This is a genomic window from Sellimonas caecigallum (genome assembly GCF_019754295.1).
Lineage (GTDB): Bacteria > Bacillota > Clostridia > Lachnospirales > Lachnospiraceae > Sellimonas > Sellimonas caecigallum.
The window spans coordinates 34,991-53,497 of the sequence record NZ_VIRV01000013.1 but is presented as its reverse complement, the minus strand read 5'-3'; the positions used below and the strand labels follow the sequence as shown (position 1 = coordinate 53,497).

The 18,507-nt window shown below is 46.1% G+C and carries 15 protein-coding genes and 1 other annotated feature (1 of these 16 running past the window's edge); of the genes, 9 read left to right on the top strand and 6 right to left on the bottom strand.

Annotated features, from left to right (window positions below; genetic code table 11):
* The first annotated feature begins 17 nt into the window (after positions 1 to 17).
* Positions 18 to 2,522 (top strand): hypothetical protein, encoded by a 2,505-nt coding sequence (locus tag FLB61_RS09355; RefSeq protein ID WP_221919964.1) that lies wholly within the window; start codon positions 18 to 20, stop codon positions 2,520 to 2,522.
* A 4-nt stretch (positions 2,523 to 2,526) separates the two neighbouring features.
* On the opposite strand, the gene FLB61_RS09350 is transcribed toward FLB61_RS09355, so the two are convergent.
* On the bottom strand, positions 2,527 to 3,624 hold the full coding sequence (locus tag FLB61_RS09350; RefSeq protein ID WP_221919963.1) for an SLC13 family permease: 1,098 nt from the start codon (positions 3,622 to 3,624) through the stop codon (positions 2,527 to 2,529).
* Positions 3,625 to 3,791: 167 nt separating this feature from the next.
* On the opposite strand from FLB61_RS09350, the gene asnS reads away from it, so the two are divergent.
* From asnS to FLB61_RS09325, 5 genes are read left to right on the top strand one after another with little or no spacing between them, the layout of a single operon-like run.
* Complete coding sequence (gene asnS / locus FLB61_RS09345; protein ID WP_087202909.1) at positions 3,792 to 5,183, top strand: asparagine--tRNA ligase; 1,392 nt, start codon at positions 3,792 to 3,794, stop codon at positions 5,181 to 5,183.
* Positions 5,184 to 5,214: 31 nt separating this feature from the next.
* Entirely contained in the window at positions 5,215 to 5,907 is a 693-nt protein-coding gene (gene vanR, locus FLB61_RS09340) for a VanR-ABDEGLN family response regulator transcription factor (RefSeq protein ID WP_087202908.1), read from the top strand.
* A 40-nt stretch (positions 5,908 to 5,947) separates the two neighbouring features.
* The gene (locus FLB61_RS09335) at positions 5,948 to 7,096 is read left to right on the top strand and encodes a sensor histidine kinase (protein WP_246599184.1); all 1,149 of its coding nucleotides are present in this window, start codon (positions 5,948 to 5,950) and stop codon (positions 7,094 to 7,096) included.
* The gene (locus FLB61_RS09330) at positions 7,056 to 8,114 is read left to right on the top strand and encodes a metallophosphoesterase family protein (protein ID WP_221919962.1); all 1,059 of its coding nucleotides are present in this window, start codon (positions 7,056 to 7,058) and stop codon (positions 8,112 to 8,114) included. The genes FLB61_RS09335 and FLB61_RS09330 overlap by 41 nt, the downstream gene beginning before the upstream one ends.
* A 13-nt stretch (positions 8,115 to 8,127) precedes the next feature.
* A complete protein-coding gene (locus tag FLB61_RS09325; RefSeq protein ID WP_221919961.1) occupies positions 8,128 to 9,615 on the top strand; it encodes an ATP-binding protein in 1,488 nt (495 codons plus the stop codon).
* Here the strand turns inward: FLB61_RS09325 and FLB61_RS09320 are convergent.
* The 4 genes from FLB61_RS09320 to murC form a co-directional block, all read right to left on the bottom strand.
* Complete coding sequence (locus tag FLB61_RS09320; protein ID WP_087202905.1) at positions 9,612 to 10,796, bottom strand: ribose-phosphate pyrophosphokinase; 1,185 nt, start codon at positions 10,794 to 10,796, stop codon at positions 9,612 to 9,614. The two genes, FLB61_RS09325 and FLB61_RS09320, sit on opposite strands and share 4 nt — an antisense overlap.
* 20 nt (positions 10,797 to 10,816) lie before the next feature.
* Positions 10,817 to 11,800 carry an ATP-binding protein gene (locus tag FLB61_RS09315; protein WP_087202904.1) on the bottom strand — a complete coding sequence of 328 codons (984 nt, stop codon included), beginning with the start codon at positions 11,798 to 11,800 and terminating at the stop codon, positions 10,817 to 10,819.
* A 16-nt stretch (positions 11,801 to 11,816) separates the two neighbouring features.
* On the bottom strand, positions 11,817 to 12,941 hold the full coding sequence (locus tag FLB61_RS09310; RefSeq protein WP_221919960.1) for a DnaD domain protein: 1,125 nt from the start codon (positions 12,939 to 12,941) through the stop codon (positions 11,817 to 11,819).
* 121 nt (positions 12,942 to 13,062) lie between these two features.
* Positions 13,063 to 14,445, bottom strand: coding sequence for a UDP-N-acetylmuramate--L-alanine ligase (gene murC / locus FLB61_RS09305; RefSeq protein WP_087202902.1), 1,383 nt, complete (start codon positions 14,443 to 14,445; stop codon positions 13,063 to 13,065).
* Positions 14,446 to 14,779: 334 nt separating this feature from the next.
* Here murC and FLB61_RS09300 point away from each other — a divergent pair, with 334 nt between their 5' ends.
* Genes FLB61_RS09300 through spoVG form a run of 3 tightly spaced genes read left to right on the top strand, consistent with a single transcriptional unit; the run spans position 14,780 to position 17,481 of the window.
* Entirely contained in the window at positions 14,780 to 16,054 is a 1,275-nt protein-coding gene (locus tag FLB61_RS09300) for a glucose-1-phosphate adenylyltransferase (RefSeq protein ID WP_221919959.1), read from the top strand.
* On the top strand, positions 16,051 to 17,169 hold the full coding sequence (gene glgD, locus FLB61_RS09295; RefSeq protein WP_087202900.1) for a glucose-1-phosphate adenylyltransferase subunit GlgD: 1,119 nt from the start codon (positions 16,051 to 16,053) through the stop codon (positions 17,167 to 17,169). Before FLB61_RS09300 ends, glgD begins: the two co-directional genes overlap by 4 nt.
* A gap of 36 nt (positions 17,170 to 17,205) precedes the next feature.
* Entirely contained in the window at positions 17,206 to 17,481 is a 276-nt protein-coding gene (gene spoVG, locus FLB61_RS09290) for a septation regulator SpoVG (protein ID WP_087202899.1), read from the top strand.
* Between the two features lie 55 nt (positions 17,482 to 17,536).
* Here spoVG and FLB61_RS09285 read toward each other — a convergent pair whose 3' ends face one another.
* A complete protein-coding gene (locus FLB61_RS09285; RefSeq protein ID WP_330625565.1) occupies positions 17,537 to 18,232 on the bottom strand; it encodes an RluA family pseudouridine synthase in 696 nt (231 codons plus the stop codon).
* A 194-nt stretch (positions 18,233 to 18,426) separates the two neighbouring features.
* Positions 18,427 to 18,507 (top strand) — a binding site (T-box leader); it runs 130 nt beyond the window's last position.

Below are 18,507 nucleotides of genomic sequence, written 5' to 3'. Positions count from 1 at the left end.
GAAAAGGGGAGTAATGAATGAAAACAAAAGTCATACATGCAGGAGTGCTTGCGGGTGTGTTCATCCTGGCAATCCTCGTGTTCAGCTATATCACAAATAAAGATAATGAAGATCTGACATCAGATATCGGCAGTGCGACACTTCCGAGGGTTTCCTTTGTCTATGGGGACTATGAGATCAATGGGCAGAACGGGTATGTAAGTGATATGGATCTTGCCACTATGAGAGGCGCAGTAACACCGGTGGAAAATGGAACTGTAAAGATGCGGATCCAGGATACAGACAAGAAACCCCAGTCTGCAGAATACGAGATCTTTTCCATAGACGGGCGCAAGAATCTGTACTCTGGAAAGATCAAGTCACTGGAAGACACGGTCGAGATCACGGTTCCGCAGAAAGTATTGGCAGATGGGGAAAGATTTCTGAGGGTAACACTGCATTTCGAAGGAGAAGAGCGAGCTTACTACTATACGAGAATTGACGACTCTTCGGACTGGAACATGGACAAATGTATGGGCTATGTGAAAAATTTCCACGAAAAAGAGATGGACGCCGAAGCGGCACAGGAGCTCAAAGCTGACCTGGAACCGAGCAGCGAAGGCGACAACTCCACCTTCCAGACGGTAAACATCCACTCTGATTTTGATCACATCACATGGAGCGGGCTTTCGCCGGAAATCGTAGGGGATGTACAGTGGGAGGTCATGGAGGCCAATTCTCAGTACATGTCCATTCTTCTGAGCTATCAGGTTAACTGTAAAGGGGAAATCAATGAGACAGACAGGTACAATATAAAGGAATTTTTCCGGGTTCGTTACTCAGAAAACCGACAGATGTATCTGCTGGATTACGAAAGAACAATGAACCAGCTTTTTGACGGCAACAAGCAAAATCTCACAGAAGACGGAATCTTGCTTGGGGTAACGGATCCGGATGTGGACTATCTGGTTAACAAAGAGGGAACAGTCGTCTCCTTTGTACAGGAGCGGGAGCTCTGGAACTATAACAAAGAGGAAGATCATCTTTCTTGTGTATTCAGCTATGCCAACGCGGAAAATCAGGATGTGAGAAACAGCCTGGATCATCACAGTATCCAGCTTGTGTCTATGGATCAGGATGGAAGCACCACCTTTACTGTGACCGGATACGTGAACAGAGGACCTCAGGAAGGAAAGGTTGGGGTCGCGGTTTACTATTATGATATCAACAAAAACTCAGTGGAGGAGATTGTGTTTATACCGAGCACGAAATCTCATGAAGTGCTGGGGAGTGATCCGGGCAAACTTGTATATTACAGCAATACAAGCGGAAAACTTTATGTTATGCAGGACGGAACGCTCTATGAGCTGGATCTGATCCATGATACGCGAAAAACTCTTGTGAAGAGTCTCGACCAGGGACAGTATGTAAGTTCACAGGACGGACATTTGCTGGCATATCAGAAAAAAGGAGAGATCAACAGTGCCACAGAGATCGAAGTGCTCAATCTTGCTACAGGAAAAGGCTATAAAGTCACGGCAGGAGAAAACGAGAGTATAAGGCCGCTTGGATTTATCCGGAATGACTTTGTCTATGGAACAGCAAAGCAGGGAGATCTGGGAGTGACGGCCTCGGGCGAGACCGTTGTCCCGATGTATAAACTGGAAATCCGAAATCAGAGAAATGAGACGGTCAAAACATACCAGGAGAACAATGTCTTTGTACTGGAAGTTGTCTTTGAAGACGATATGGCGACTCTGAAGCGGGCCGTAAAGAGTGGAAACACATACAACTATGTGGCCGCGGACTATATTACGAACAACGAAGAAAGAGAAGAGAGCAATATTTATCTGGATTCTTATACAAGCGAAACCAGAGGGACGCAGATAAGACTTGCCTATGAGGATGGGATTGAGGACACATCGCCGAAGATTCTGCAGCCGAAGTTTTCTATGACGGAGGGACAAATGACCTTGTCATTTGACTCCGCGGAAAAGAAGGGGACGTACTATGTCTACGCATTTGGAAAGCTTCAAGGGATCTACCAGAATGCGGGATATGCGGTAAAAAAGGCGGATGATATGGACGGAGTGGCCGTTACATCCAGACTGGCCTACGTATATGAACGCGGCAATAAGCCGGTTTCCTATCAGATCTCAGAACTGGGGGACACAGCCGTAAAAGAAGGGGAGAATGCTCTGGAGACATGCATGAGGATCATCATGCAACTTCAGAAATTAAATGTGGAATTTCAGGATATAAAAGACGGAGAGTCTGTCATTGACCATATCAACAGTACAGTAGCAGGCGAAGCGCTGGAACTTTCCGACTGCACAGCAGAACAGATAACGTATCTTGTCGGACAAGGGATTCCGGTGGCCGCTCTGACCGGGAATGGAAATGCAGTTCTGCTGACAGGCTATGACAAGACGACCGTGACCTACTTTGATGTGGCATCTCAATCTGAGAAGACCGTTACTCTGGAAAGGATGGATGAGATGACAAAACCGGCAGGAAATACCTATATCGGATATACAAAGTAGAATTTTAGATCAGAAGCAAAACTCCGAGAAATATAACATTGACAATCGTAAATGTGAGAAGATATTGCTTCTTCTGCTTCGGATAGCGTGCAGCTATCTGGCGGTATGATATCAGACTTGCCATCGATGCGATAAGCGTTCCAAGACCGCCGATATTTGTACCGATGATCAGTTCCTGGATCTGATCCGTATATCCGGATAGGAGCATGGCGGCAGGAACATTGCTGATGACCTGGCTGGCAGCGATGGAGAACATCCTTTCATGACCAGCCAGAATATTTAAAAGTGCCTGATGCAGCCATTCCAGGTGCTTCAAATTTCCAACAAAAATAAAGAAGAAAATGAAGGTAAGAAGCAGCGTATAGTCAATTCTCCGAAACAGATTCCGTTTCTTATAAAAAATGCAGCAGCATGTGACGGCAAGCAGAATTATATGAGGCATCAGTTTCGCTACGGTAAGGATGCAAAGTGCAAACAGGAAAAGGTACAAGGGGATTTTATGAAAATCGATCGTTCCTGTTGTTTTTAATTTCAGTTTTGTCTTCGTCTGACGGAAGCCGAGAAAGACAAACAAAATAAGAAGTCCGGCAGCAGCCAACGTATATGGCAGCATCAAGGAAAAAAAGCTCTTTAAATCCATCCCTGACAGGGAGAACAGATAGAGATTTTGAGGATTCCCGATGGGGGTAAACATGCTGCCAAGGTTTGCAGCAACAGTCATCAAAGTTACGGTAAGGCAGACGGAGGCCTGCATCCCGGAAGCTCCAAGAAGCATGAGGCCAAATGGCACAAAGGTAATCAACGCCACGTCATTTGTGATAATCATACTGCTGATAAAACAAAAAAACACAAGGGAAAAGACAAGCCCTTTTGTGGTGCTTACAACGGAAAGAATCCGGTTCCCGGTATATTGAAAAAAGGATTCTTCGTTCAGCCCTTCGATAACCAGCATCAGACAAAAGAGCAGGATGAGGGTATGGAAATCGATATATTTCAGGTAGTCAGGCCCCGGAGGCGAAACAAAGCAAGAGAAAATGGCAAGGCACATGGAGATAGACAAAACAATATCTTTTTTTAAAAAATTGGTTATTTTCTGAATCATAGTATGCTCCTTGTATTCTTATTTTTCCACTGAGAATTATAACAGAACAGGCAGGGTGCGTCATTGTTTTTTTGAGAAATTAACTGATGTAATCTTTGATAAAGCATGATATAATAGGTAGATAATAAAAATGGCCGAAGATTTGGCAGACTCTGGAGGGAAGGAAAATGGATTTGATAACAGTCAGAGAATTATACAAAGACACTCAGACATATCTGGATCAGAAAGTGACAATCGGCGGATGGGTAAGAAGCATCCGTGATTCCAAAGCGTTTGGATTTATTGTGATAAATGATGGGTCTTACTTTGAGACGATCCAGGTAGTTTACCACGATACGATGGAGAATTTTAAAGAGATCTCCAAATTAAACGTAGGGGCAGCTTTGATCGTCAAGGGAACACTTGTGGCAACACCACAGGCAAAGCAGCCTTTTGAGATTCAGGCAGAAGAGATCGTTGTGGAAGGTGCATCTGCGCCGGATTACCCGCTTCAGAAGAAGCGCCATACACTGGAATATCTTAGGACAATGACACATCTGCGGCAGAGGACAAACACATTCCAGGCGGTGTTCCGGGTACGTTCTCTGATCGCATACGCTATCCACCAGTTCTTTCAGGACAGAGGATTTGTATATGTGCATACGCCGCTGATCACGGGAAGTGACTGCGAAGGTGCGGGAGAGATGTTCCAGGTTACAACGCTGGATCTGGAGAATCCGCCGAAGAACGAAGATGGAACGATCGATTACACCAAAGATTTTTTTGGAAAACACACAAGCCTTACAGTAAGCGGACAGCTCAACGCAGAGACATATGCCCAGGCATTCCGTGATGTATATACATTTGGACCGACATTCCGGGCAGAGAATTCCAATACGACCCGCCACGCAGCCGAATTCTGGATGGTGGAGCCGGAGATGGCGTTTGCAGACCTGGAAGACACGATGGATCTCGGGGAAGCAATGCTGAAATATATCATCAACTATGTGCTTGAGAACGCTCCGGAAGAGATGAAATTTTTCAACTCGTTCATCGACAAAGGACTGCTTGACAGACTTCACAATGTAGCTGAATCCGATTTCGCAAAAGTGACGTACACGGAAGCGGTAGATATCCTGAAAAAGAACAATGATAAGTTCGAGTATAAAGTGGAATGGGGCATTGATCTTCAGACAGAACATGAACGCTATCTTACAGAAGAAGTGTTCAAGCGTCCGGTCTTTGTCACAGACTATCCGAAGGACATCAAAGCCTTCTATATGAAGCTCAATGACGACGGAAAGACAGTGGCAGCAGTGGACTGCCTTGTACCTGGGATCGGAGAGATCATTGGCGGAAGCCAGAGGGAGGATGACTATGACAAGCTCTACAACAGAATGAAAGAGCTTGGAATGGATACGGATGAATATCAGTTCTATCTGGATCTGCGCAAATACGGTTCCACAAGGCATGCAGGGTTTGGCCTTGGATTTGAACGGTGCGTGATGTACCTTACAGGTATGTCAAACATCCGTGACGTGGTTCCGTTCCCAAGAACAGTAAACAACTGTGATCTGTAAATAAGGGGATAAAGTCAAGAAGGGGATGTATATGAATCATATTCTGGTTGTGGATGACGAAAAGGAAATAGCCGATGTTGTCGAGTTGTATTTGAAAAATGATCAGTATGAGGTTTTGAAATTCTATACAGGCGAGGAAGCGCTTGCCTGTATAGAGTCCACAAAGATTGATCTGGCGCTTCTGGATGTGATGCTGCCGGATATTGACGGATTTACGATTCTGAAAAAAATCAGAGAAAAGTACACATTTCCGGTTATCATGCTGACGGCAAAGACGGAATACATGGATAAGATCACAGGGCTTACCCTGGGGGCGGACGATTATATCGCCAAACCGTTCAATCCTCTGGAGATGGTGGCAAGGGTAAAGGCTCAGCTCAGACGGTATACAAAATACAATGAGGGGACAAGAGCGGAAAGCAATGTCATTGATTTTGCAGGTCTTTTCCTGGACCGGAATTCCCACGAATGTATTTACAATGAAAAGACGCTCACGCTTACACCCATTGAATTTGATATTCTCTGGCTTCTCTGTGAAAACAGAGGGAAAGTCATCAGTTCGGAAGAGCTGTTTGAAAATGTCTGGCATGAAAAGTATTATAAAAACAGCAATAATACAGTCATGGTACATATCCGGCATCTGCGGGAGAAGATGAGCGGCCCGACAGGAAAATCCGATTTTATCAAGACTGTCTGGGGAGTGGGGTATAAGGTTGAAGAATAGACCGGGCAGACTGAAAAAAAGTAAATACAGGAAACTGAAATTGAGCATTTTGCTGCAGACGGTGTTTGTTACAGCGCTTACGGTTCTTGTCGGAGGATTCCTTCTGGAGTATATCATCGATGGAGTATACAACGATGATTTCTCGGAGGTATTTATCGGCGTACTGAAATTTTTCCATGTCAAAGAGGAAGTTGCCATCAATCTGTACTGGAGAGTACTGGGCGACAATAAAAACTTCTTTATGATACTGGGATTTCTCGGACTGTTTGCGCTTTTTTTCTATATTGCTCTGTCAAAAATGATGAAGTATCTCGAACAGGTGGAGGACGGTATTGAAAACATTGTCTCGGAATCCAGCGATCCGATCCATCTGATCACGGAGCTCCAGCCCATCGAAAAGAAACTCAACAGTATCAAATATACGCTTGAGAGGCAGGAGCGTGAGATGCAGGAGGCGGAACGGAAGAAAAACGAGCTGGTCGTCTTTCTTGCCCATGATCTGAAGACACCGCTTACAAGTATTGTGGCGTATCTGACCATGCTGGAATCCCACCCGGAGATGCCGGTGGAAGAGCGCTGCAAGTACACGAAGATTTCCCTGGAAAAAGCGATGCGGCTAGGCGAGCTGATCGGGGAATTTTTTGAGATCACGCGGTTTAACGCGCAGGATATTATTCTTGAGAAGACGGAGCTGAATCTCAGCAGGATGTTGGAGCAGATCGCAGACGAGCTGTATGGTGTACTCCAGGGAAGGGATCTCGTGTGCGAGGTGGATTTTGACGAAGATATTATTGTGAAGGCGGATCCGGACAAGATGGCCAGAGTATTTGACAACTTGCTTCGAAACGCTATTTCTTACTGCAGGCAAGGGACGGTAATACGTATCTGGCTGTCCCAGGACGAAAAGGATGCAAGGATTGTCTTTGCCAACGAAGGAGAACGGATACCGGAGGAGAAGCTTTCCCATATTTTCGAAAAATTTTTCCGGGCGGACGAATCCCGATCCAGTCAGACAGGCGGAGCGGGGCTTGGACTTGCTATCGCAAAAGAAATCGTGGAACTTCACGGCGGTACGATCCATGCGAAAAGTGATGATAGGGAGACGCGGTTTACCGTGACGCTTCCAATCCACGGGAAGGAGGATGAAAGTGAAATTCATACACACGGCGGACGTTCACTTAGGAGTTAGACCGGACGCAGGCAAGGCATATACGAAAAACAGACCGGAAGAGATCTGGAGAAGCTTTGAAAGGCTGATCAGCCTGTGTGAACGGGAAAAGACCGATCTCCTCGTGATCGCGGGGGATTTGTTTCACAGACAGCCTCTTCTCAGGGAGATGAAGGAAGTCAACGCTCTTTTTGCCCGCCTGACTCACACGAAAGTCGTGCTGGTGGCAGGAAACCATGATTTTGTCAAACAGGATTCATATTACCGGAGTTTTCGGTGGGCGCGCAATGTGTTCCCTCTTCTTGGAAAAGAGATGCAAAAGATTGAATTTCCGGAACTTCGGACGGCCGTGTCCGGATTCAGCTACTGGGACAGAGAATACAGAGAGGGAATCCGAGATTCCTGGAAATGCCGCAGAACCCAGGATACGGAAATTCTTATCCTGCACGGAGGAGATGAAAAGCACCTGCCGTTCCGGAAAAGGGAAACAGAGCTTTTGGGTTACGATTATGTAGCCCTGGGACATATTCACAAACCAGACCAGAAGGAGCAGAAAAGCTCCTACTGTGGAGCATTGGAGCCGACAGATCCCAATGACACGGGAGACCATGGATTCATTCTGGGAGCTGCCGCAAATGGACTTGTAAAGACAAGATTCGTGCCGTTTGCTTCGAGAAAATACATCCATCTGGATATCCAGGCGGATGAAAAGATGACGGGGAGTCTGCTGCGGGATACGATCCGGGAGAAGATCGAAGAACAGGGTATCGAAAATATGTACCGGGTAGAGATTACCGGCTTTCGGGATCCGGACATCGAATTTGCCGCCGCGAGTATGGATCCGTATGGGAACGTCATCGATGTGCTGGACTTTACAAATCCGTCTTACGACTTCGGGAAACTTTCTGCAGTTAACAAAGGAAATCTTCTGGGAAGGTTTATACAGAGTTTTGAGAAAGAAGGGGAGGATGGACTCCTCGAAGAGATGGCGCTTTATGAAGGGGTAAAGGCGCTTTTGGAAACAAAAAGGGGATCATAAAGGGAGTACCAAGATGAAGATAAAGCGATTGGAGATCAGCGGATTCGGAAAATTTCATGATCGGAATATCGAGGTTGGGGATGGCATCAACGTATTTGCGGGGGAAAACGAGGCCGGAAAAACAACCATTTACGCATTTTTGAAAAGCATGTTGTTCGACATTGAGCGAGGGCGCGGAAGGGCGGCAGCCGGAGATATGTTCCACAGGTATGAACCGTGGGATAAGCCTTGGCAATATGGAGGAATGATACAGTTTGAGAGCGGAGGGCGAACGTTTCAGATTGAAAGGGATTTTACAAAGAACGGAAAAAAAACACGTTTTTTTTGCCTGGATGACGGGGAAGAACTTTCGGTGGATGACGGAGATCTGCAGGCGGTTCTGTCGGATCTTGACAGGGCGACTTTTGAGAATACGGTAGCCATCGGACAGCTGGCAGCTGCGCCAGGAGAAACGCTCCAGACTGCGGTACAGAATTATGCTGCCAATTATTATCACTCCGGCAGTAGTGACATGGATCTGGAAGCATCTCTTTCTTACCTCAGAGAGCGCGCGCGGGAACTCTCCAGAAATGTGCGGGAAGCGGAGGAAAAAAGGCTGAAGAAGCGGGAACTTGGCGAGCAGGAAGGGGCTTATGTCGAACGGGAATTGACACGGCTCAGGAAAGAGTACGAGGTAATGCGGGAAAGGGTTCAGGATTTTGACAGGCAGGAAGAAACTGTGGAAAAGAAAGGGAGACGCTTTCTTGTGCCGGCGCTCATTATGATCCTTTTTTTATCCGCGGCGGGCATTTTTCTCTTTGTTCCGCGGCCTCTTGACTATCTTTTGATCACAGCGGTATTGATCGCGGAGATCCTCTTTTTCTGGAACAAAGTCAAGATGGAAAAAGTCGTGCAGCCCGAACACCAGGATCCGGCCATGACGAGGGAGAAACTGGAGTGGAGACGGGAGAGATTCAAAGAAGAGATCAGGGAAAAACAAACAGCTCTCGCAAATATCCGGGAACAGATTGATGAGACGTACGAGATAGGAGAAGAGGAGAAGCTTCTGAAAATGAGAAAAGCAGCCCTCGAACTTGCGGCGAAACGTCTTCTGGAAGTGTCAAAAGATGTATACCAGGATATCGGGGAAAGGCTCAATAGCCGTGCGTCCCGGATTCTTAAGGAAATTACTGAGGGATGCTATGACCGGATCTACCTGGAGGAGAAGGCGAATATCAGTGTCTATTCAGGGAATCGGAAGATACCGGCAGAGAGGCTAAGCAGAGGAACGCTGGAACAGATTTACTTTGCGGTGCGGATGGCAGCATCAGAAATGTTGTGTGAAGAAGAATTCCCGATCATTTTGGATGATACCTTCTCTTACTATGACGAAAAAAGGATGAGGGCAGCTCTTCGGTGGCTTGCGGAAAATAAAAAACAAGTGCTCCTGTTTTCCTGCCATAAGCGGGAAAGAGAAGCACTTGAAGAGATGCATATCACATACCGTGACGGATGGAGTTAGATTTCCTCTCCGTTGCGGTATTTGTTTACTACGTGTTGGATCCGTTCGCTCGGACTTAAGATGCTGCTGATGGAACCGTCGTGATTCAATGTGTCGATGAGAAGAGCGATATACTTGCTCATATCACAGTTGATATAGTACGGACGGCTTAAAAGTTCCGGTGTCTGATAGATAAGGTTTGTTGTGAGAATGTTCGTGATGATGCCTTCCTCGTAAGCTTTGTCGAATTTCTCCAGACCATTTGTGAACAGGCCGAATGTGGCTGCCGCAAAGATTCTTCTTGCCTTTCTTGCTTTCAGCTGCTTTGCCACATCGATGATACTGTCCCCGGAAGAGATCATGTCGTCCAGGATGATCACATCTTTTCCTTCTACAGAATCGCCAAGGAATTCATGAGCGACGATCGGATTGCGCCCGTCTACGATACGGGTGTAATCACGGCGTTTGTAGAACATTCCCATGTCAAGTCCCAGCACGTTTGCAAGGTAGATAGCACGTCCAGTAGCGCCTTCATCCGGGCTGATAGCCATCATATGGCGGCTGTCGATCTCCAGATCCTTTACGTTGCGGAGCAGCCCTTTTACAAACTGGTATGTCGGGCGGACTGTCTCAAATCCGCTCAACGGGATTGCGTTCTGCACACGCGGGTCGTGAGCATCGAAAGTGATAATGTTGTCCACGCCCATTTTTACGAGTTCCTGAAGTGCCAGAGCACAGTCAAGAGATTCCCGGCTGCTTCTCTTGTGCTGGCGGCTTTCGTAGAGGAATGGCATGATGACGTTGATACGCCGTGCCTTTCCGCCGATAGCGGCAATGACTCTTTTCAGATTCTGGAAATGGTCGTCCGGAGACATATGGTTGATCTGTCCATTCAGAGAGTATGTCAGACTGTAGTTACATACATCTACCATAAGATAGATGTCTTTTCCACGGATGGATTCAGAAATAACGCCTTTAGCTTCCCCAGAACCAAAACGAGGGGTTTTGGCATCTATCAGGTAATTGTCTTTTTCATATCCGGTAAACACAACGTCGTCTTTAAAGATATGTCCGTCCTCTTTACGCCATTTGACAATGTAGTCATTTACCTTCTGTCCCATTTGTTCACAACCCGTGAGTGCAATGATCCCAAGGGCTCCTACCGGAATATTATCCAGAGTTCTTTCTGTACGATGCAGCATTCGTTTGCCTCCTGTTTGTGTTATTTCATTAGTTTCTTCTTTATTCGGATATCATCCCCCACAAGTTTCAGCAGGCGGAAATTGCTGCTGATGCGGGAGAAGGTCCTCTCACTGTAAATAGATTTTATCTCATTTAGCGACAAATTGGTAGAGATAATTGTCGATTTTTTTTGTATGATCCGGTCGTTCAGGCAGATGAAAAGCTGAGAGACCGTAAATGAATTTGTAAGTTCCGTGCCTAGATCGTCGATAATGAGCAGATCGCAGCTCTCCAACAGAGAACCGGTATGGATGTCTTCAGTGCGCTGCCCGAATTCCCTGTTCCCAAGAAGTTCAAAAAGCTGGGATGCAGTCACATAAATGACGGAATGGATCCGGTCAATGAGTTCCCTGGCGATGCAGTGGGTAAGAAAAGTTTTGCCAACTCCGGTATTTCCATAGATCAAAAGATTCTGGAAGCTGTCGGAAAAAGAATCGACAAAGGAACGGCATACATCCAATGCGTCTTTTGCCATCTCCAGCGAAGATCTGCGGCTGACCGGGTCGATGTAATCCGATGAGTAGTAATCCAGACGAAAAGAACGGAAATTTTCAGCATTCAGGACGTCCTGAAGATTGGACTGCGTGTATAGAAGGTCGATTTCGGCCTTCTGAAAGCAGCGGCATTTTTTCCCGTCTATGTACCCGGTATCACAGCAGTCGCTGCATTCGTAAGATGGCTCCAGATAATCCTCCGGGTATCCGTACGCCAAAAGCAGCGTCTTCTTTTCTTCGGACAGAAGTGCGACCTGACGCCGGAAATCATCTATGGATTGGTCCCCGCCCTCAAGGAGCGCTTTTGCCTTTTCTACTCCGGCATGAGAGATCTTGCGGTCGATCTCAGCGATCCGCGGTATTTTTTCATATATTTCATGAAAATGCTCATTCAGCAGATCGTGCGAACGCAGCTGCTTCTTCTCATACATCCTCATGATCGCGTCGTACTGTGAATTTGTCAAAGCCATGAAAAAACTCCTTTACTTAGCTCTCGAGAAGCTGTCTTTCCAGATCTTCCATGTTATAGTTTCGTTCCTCAAAATTGTTGAATTTCGTTTTTTTCGCAGTCGGTGCAGGGGAGGAAGCCCTGGCGGACCGATGCTGCAGGTATGCCTGATCCAGCATAGAGACATCCTTTAGGTGGTGCACCCCTTTATTATGCCAATTGCTCAGGATTTTATCCGCATACTCGAAGCTTGGCTGATGGATGGCGGACACAGTCCGATTACATGCTTCGATGATGATATCCAGCGTAAAACCGAACTCGGAGGACCATTTCTTCACAAAATCTGTCTCCACGGAAGCAGCCATACGGCCCGTGATGCCGAATGCTTTCAGGACCGCAGAGCAGTCTTTGTTGTAAAAACTTGCAGATCTGCGTGCCTCTGAGACGCTGGAGATACCGGCGTCTGCCCAGGCCAACGCCACCGATTTGATGTAGTGCATGCTTTTGTGTCCATTTTCCACGCAGTATTCCACAAGATATTCCACCAGATCTGCAGAGAACTGAAGGGTATCATAAAAATAAGACATCATCTCCACATCCGAAGGGGACAGTGGTCTGCCGATATATTTTTCTGTGATAAACAAAAGCTGTTTGAATTCCTTCCGGCTTTTGTACTGACCGATGTCACGGATCGGAGGTGCTGTTTCTTTTTTTGCGGAGCTGTCCGCATGCGCAGGTTCCTCTGTGTGTTCCGGAATGGCTCCCCAAGGCTCGTCCTCTTGCGGCGAGGATTCCGCTTCCGCAATCGGATCGGAACAGGAAAGGCTGTCCTGAGTTTTTGCGGTGGTTTCATTCTTTTTATTTTCCGTCTCCGCGTTTCCCATCAAAAGACCGGATATATCTCCGCCTGCTCCGTATTCGATGGTAAGCAGCCCCTCCTTTGCCCAGTACCGGAATGCTCTTAAGATATCTCCTTCCGTGATCTCGAGTATATCTGCAAGTTCAGAGACAGAAAACCCTTTACCACTGTCCATACGGCGCAGCAAAAGCAGATATACTTTCACATATTCGCCGTTTGCCTTTGTCATATAACTGTCGATAAAATCATTGGCAACCAGTGTAAACTGATGACCAGAACCGTTTCGGATGCTCAACATACCCATTTCCTTTAAAACCCCTGTCTTTCCTAAATCAAAGTAAACGTATTATAGCATTTTCTTTTCCCGAGAAAAAGCCTTATTTTCAACGGTTTTGTGGATAATTCGGTGTGGATTCTGTGGAAAACTACATGGAAAGAAGCGTTTCCCCAATATTTACAACGTCTCCGGCGCCCATAGTTATCAACAAATCATCTTCCTTACAATGTTCCAAAACAAAAGTTTCGATATCTTCAAAGCTTGGAAGATAGGTGGCATCACAGCCTTTGGTGCGTAGCTCTTCTGCCAGAAGGGCGGAGGACATACCGAGGGTGTCTGTCTCGCGGGCTGCATAGATATCCGCCAGTATCACATGGTCTGCCAGGGAGAGTGCATCCGCAAATTCATGGAAAAATGCTTTCGTGCGGGTATAAGTGTGCGGCTGGAAAATACACCATGTTTCCCGGTGCGGATAGTTAGCTGCAGCACGAAGCGTGGCTCGGATCTCTGTCGGATGGTGCGCGTAGTCGTCTACAATGTGAAATCCGTTTTTGTCTCCTTTGTACTGGAAGCGCCTGTCTGTACCGGTAAAGGAAAGGAGCCCTTCCTTGATCTTTTCCATCGGGATATCCAGAAGCTGAGCGGCTGCGATGGCAGACAAGGCGTTGGAGACATTGTGGATCCCGTTTACAGAAAGGCGGATCTGTCCGGACGGTCTGCCATGGATGAGGAGCTCGAAAGACGCATTGCCCATCTCGTCATATGCAATATCAGAAGCGCTGTAATCGGCGTGCTGATCTTTTGTGTCATAAGTGATGACGCTGCATGGAAGATCGGCTGTGATTTCCTTGAGACGGTCAATCTCTCCGTTGATGATCAGAGTCCCGTCTTCCGGGAGCAGTTTTGCGAATGTATGGAAGGAATCACGGATATCGTTGATATCTTTGAAAAAGTCCATATGATCTTCTTCGATATTCAGGATGATGCTGATCTTTGGAAAAAAGTGGTGATAGCTGTTTGTATATTCACAGGCCTCGGTCACGAAGATTTCTGAATTGCCGACGCGGATGTTTCCGTGGATAGCCGGGAGAATACCGCCTACGGAGATCGTCGGATCGGTGTCTCCGGCCAGCAGGATGTGGGACAGCATGGAAGTTGTTGTCGTCTTCCCGTGGGTGCCTGCCACTGCGATCGGGAGCTTATAGTTGGTCATAAGCTGTCCGAGAAGTTCTGCGCGGCTTAGCATTGGAAGACCGTGTCGTTTCGCCTCGGCGAATTCCTCGTTGTCTTCATGGATCGCAGCCGTGTACACGACCACATCGATGCCGTCTTCTATGTTTGACGCTTTCTGTCCGATGGAGATTTTGGCGCCCATATCACGTAAGTGCGTTGTAAGTTTTGATTCTTTGTTGTCGGAACCGCTTACCGTAAAGTGCTCATTCAGAAGGATTTCGGCTAATCCGCTCATACTGATGCCGCCGATCCCGATAAAATGAATGTGAACAGGTTTCTCAAAGTTGATTTTATACATAATTATCACACTTCCTATTTCGTTGATGTTTGTAATTCCAATTTCTTTTCCATTTTAGCATAAGGATATGTAAGATACAATCCTTATAAACAGGTTGATAAAGCTGAAAAAGAGGTTCTAAAAAAGAGGACAAGCGCATATGAATAATAATGATCAGTGAGACAAAAAACGTAAAATCAGAAATAAACAACAGTGTGTCGATTTATTAACGTAAAGATTATGTAAAATGCATAAAAAAAGTAGATTAATGGACAAAAAAATATAAAATTTATTCGATATTTACGGAAAATGTGTTATAATAAGACCACTATAATTACTGACAAGGGGTGAGGACATGATAAAAAAAGAGATGATAGCAATGCTGTTAGCCGGAGGACAAGGAAGCAGACTAGGAGTTTTGACGTCGAAAGTGGCAAAACCGGCGGTTGCATTTGGAGGAAAATACAGAATTATCGATTTCCCGCTGAGCAACTGCATTAATTCGGGGATCGATACAGTGGGCGTATTGACACAGTATCAGCCGTTAAGACTAAATACTCATATCGGTATTGGAATTCCTTGGGATCTGGACCGTAATGTAGGGGGCGTAACCATTTTGCCGCCATATGAAAAAAGCACCAACAGCGAATGGTATACCGGTACAGCCAATGCCATCTACCAGAATCTTGATTATATGGAGACATTTAATCCGGATTATGTCCTGATTTTATCAGGAGACCATATTTACAAAATGGATTATGAAGTGATGCTGGATTTCCACAAGGAGCACAATGCGGACGTGACCATCGCTGCAATGCCGGTTCCAATCGAGGAGGCCAGCAGATTCGGAATCGTGATCGCGGATGAGGAGGGACGCATCAACGATTTCCAGGAAAAACCAAAAGAGCCAAAGAGCAATCTGGCATCCATGGGGATTTATATCTTCAGTTGGCCGGTATTGAAAGAAGCGCTCATCAAAATGTCGGACGAACCGTCCTGCGACTTTGGAAAACATGTAATTCCGTACTGCCATGAGAATGGAAAACGTCTCTTTGCATATGAGTACAACGGATACTGGAAGGATGTTGGGACACTTGGATCCTACTGGGAAGCAAATATGGAGCTCATCGATCTTATCCCGGAATTCAATCTCTATGAAGAATTCTGGAAGATTTATACGAACAGCGCCATCCTTCCGCCGCAGTATGTCTCAGATCAGGCAGTTGTGGACAGATGTATCGTAAGCAACGGTGCGGAGATTTACGGAGAGGTACATAATTCTGTCATCGGCGCAGGTGTGGTCATCGGCAAAGGGACGATCGTGAGGGATTCGATCATTATGAGAGATACTCAGATCGGGGCAAACAACGTCATCGACAAAGCGATCATAGCGGAGAATGTAAAGATCGGAGACAATGTGACGCTTGGTATCGGAAGCGATGTTCCGAATAAAGAAAAGCCGGCGATTTATTCCTTTGGTCTTGTGACGATAGGAGAAAATTCCGTGATTCCATCCAATGTACAGATTGGCAAAAATACTGCCATCAGCGGTGTTACAGAAGCCGCGGATTATCCGAACGGTGTCATGGATAGCGGAGAGACATTAATAAAGGCAGGTGAACGCGCATGAAAGCAGTAGGAATCATTTTGGCAGGCGGAAATAATCACAAGATGCGTGAACTGACACATAAGCGCGCAGTTGCTGCAATGCCGATAGCCGGAAGTTACAGATGTATTGATTTTGCATTGAGTAACATGACAAATTCACATATACAGAAAGTGGCAGTGCTCACACAGTACAATGCCAGGTCACTGAATGAGCATCTCAGCTCATCCAAGTGGTGGGACTTTGGAAGAAAGCAGGGAGGACTTTTCGTATTTACTCCTACAATTACATTAGAAAACGGATATTGGTACCGCGGAACAGCGGACGCCATCTATCAGAATCTGGATTTCCTGAAGAAATGCCATGAACCGTATGTCATTATCACTTCGGGGGATGCAGTGTATAAGCTGGATTACAATGAGGTGCTTGAGTACCATATTCAGAAGAAAGCGGATATTACCGTTGTGTGCAAAGACCTGGAACCGGGAGAAGACGCCACACGGTTTGGCACGATCAAGATGGATGACACCATGAGGATCCATGAATTTGAAGAAAAGCCGATGGTGGCAAATTCCACTACCGTCTCTACAGGTATCTATATCATCCGCAGGAGACAGCTCATCGACCTGATCGAGCATGCTGCAGAAGAAGAACGGTTTGATTTCGTAACCGATATTCTGATCCGTTATAAAAACCTGAAAAAAATCTATGGATATAGAATGAAAAATTACTGGAACAATATTTCCACAGTAGACGCGTACTATCAGACAAACATGGATTTCCTGAAACCGGAAGTGAGAAACTACTTTTTCAAGGAATATCCGTCCATTTACTCAAAAGTAAGTGATCTGCCGCCTGCAAAATATAATCCGGGCGCGTGTGTAAAGAACAGTCTGGTGTCAAGCGGGTGTATTGTTAACGGGACAGTGGAGAATTCGATCCTGTTTAAGAAGGCATTCATCGGAAATAACTGTGTGGTAAAGAATTCCATCATCTTGAATGATGTGTATCTGGGGGATAACACATACATAGAAAACTGCATTGTCGAGAGCCGTGATACGATCCGGGCCAACACAAGGCATGTAGGAGAAAACGGCATAAAGATAGTTGTTGAAAAGAATGAGAGATATGCGCTTTAGAAAGAGACTGAGTACTTAAGAAAGGGGCCGGTAATTATGCAAATTACAGATGTGCGTGTACGTAAAGTAGCAAAAGAGGGGAAATTAAAAGCAGTGGTGTCGATCACGATGGACGAAGAGTTTGTTGTCCACGACATCAAAGTTATCGAAGGAGAAAAAGGGTTATTCATCGCCATGCCTAGCAAAAAAGCATTGGACGGAGAATATAGAGACATTGCTCATCCGATTAATTCGGACACAAGAAACCGTATCCAGAGTATTATTCTTGAGAGATACGAGCAGGCATTGGCCGAAGAAGATGCGGAAGAATAGTGAGACCGTGAAAGTATGCTTGTAAATAACCGGGTTGATATAAAAATGCTAAGGATTAAAAAATAGGGAATTCAAAGGACGGAGATTGAGATTCCGTCTCAAAACGCATCAGTTCTTTGGTCACGGGATGAAGAAATTCCAGTCGGCAGGCGCAGAGGGCCAGACCAGATACACAAAGACCGGTCGGGTTGTATTTGCGGTCGCCGAGAAGCGGACAGCCTGCATGGGCAAGCTGGACGCGGATCTGATGATGGCGTCCCGTGTGCAGATGGATTTCAAGAAGAGAGAGGGTCACACCTTTCTCTTCTTTTTTGGAAAGAACGCGGTAATGGAGAGAGGCTTTTTTGGCCCCGGGCGTGGAAGGAGTGCACACGCGAGACAGGTTCGTCTTTCCGTCTTTGACGAGATAGTCGCAAAGTTCTCCCTCATCCATTGGCGCAAATCCCTGGACGACAGCCTTGTAGTATTTTCCGAAATGGTCTTTCTGAAGCTGGCGGCTTAGATCGGAAGCGGCTTTTTTTGTTTTTCCAAATACGAGAAGTCCCTCCACAGGCTGGTCAAGACGGTGGATGACCGCAAGATACGGTTCCCCTTTTTGAGGGGTGGATGCCTTTCTTGCCTGGCGGTACAGATGATTTTTCAAAACGCTGACCAGATCCCCGGAAGAAAGGGCGGCTGTCTGGACAGCTATATTTGCCGGTTTGCGGCAGACGATGATGTCATTGTCTTCATACAAGATTTCAGGTTTCACGGGACTCCTCCTCATTCATTTCAATATTCCACGTAACCATACCATAAACTTGCACCAAACACAATAGTCCGCGATCGAGGAAGGCAAAGAGAGGAAAAAACAAAATATCAAGTGCCAAAATCCGGGTGGATGCCTTGACACAGCATGGTTTTTACGGTAAAATAACCAATAATTTCATGGCGAAAGCCTTATAAAAATGGGCAGAGAAGAGGATTAGTAGATCGAATGGAAGTTTCAGAGAAGAGACGGGTGGTGCAAGTCTTTAACGGAAAACG

What these genes read in the sequence shown, in the direction of transcription:
- spoVG (WP_087202899.1), top strand. Translation starts at nt 17,206, where the DNA reads ATGCAAATTACAGATGTGCGTGTACGTAAAGTAGCAAAAGAGGGGAAA.
- FLB61_RS09355 (WP_221919964.1), top strand. Translation starts at nt 18, where the DNA reads ATGAAAACAAAAGTCATACATGCAGGAGTGCTTGCGGGTGTGTTCATC.
- vanR (WP_087202908.1), top strand. Translation starts at nt 5,215, where the DNA reads ATGAATCATATTCTGGTTGTGGATGACGAAAAGGAAATAGCCGATGTT.
- murC (WP_087202902.1), bottom strand. Translation starts at nt 14,445, where the DNA reads ATGTATAAAATCAACTTTGAGAAACCTGTTCACATTCATTTTATCGGG.
- asnS (WP_087202909.1), top strand. Translation starts at nt 3,792, where the DNA reads ATGGATTTGATAACAGTCAGAGAATTATACAAAGACACTCAGACATAT.
- glgD (WP_087202900.1), top strand. Translation starts at nt 16,051, where the DNA reads ATGAAAGCAGTAGGAATCATTTTGGCAGGCGGAAATAATCACAAGATG.
- FLB61_RS09325 (WP_221919961.1), top strand. Translation starts at nt 8,128, where the DNA reads ATGAAGATAAAGCGATTGGAGATCAGCGGATTCGGAAAATTTCATGAT.
- FLB61_RS09350 (WP_221919963.1), bottom strand. Translation starts at nt 3,624, where the DNA reads ATGATTCAGAAAATAACCAATTTTTTAAAAAAAGATATTGTTTTGTCT.
- FLB61_RS09300 (WP_221919959.1), top strand. Translation starts at nt 14,780, where the DNA reads ATGATAAAAAAAGAGATGATAGCAATGCTGTTAGCCGGAGGACAAGGA.
- FLB61_RS09310 (WP_221919960.1), bottom strand. Translation starts at nt 12,941, where the DNA reads ATGGGTATGTTGAGCATCCGAAACGGTTCTGGTCATCAGTTTACACTG.
- FLB61_RS09320 (WP_087202905.1), bottom strand. Translation starts at nt 10,796, where the DNA reads ATGCTGCATCGTACAGAAAGAACTCTGGATAATATTCCGGTAGGAGCC.
- FLB61_RS09315 (WP_087202904.1), bottom strand. Translation starts at nt 11,800, where the DNA reads ATGGCTTTGACAAATTCACAGTACGACGCGATCATGAGGATGTATGAG.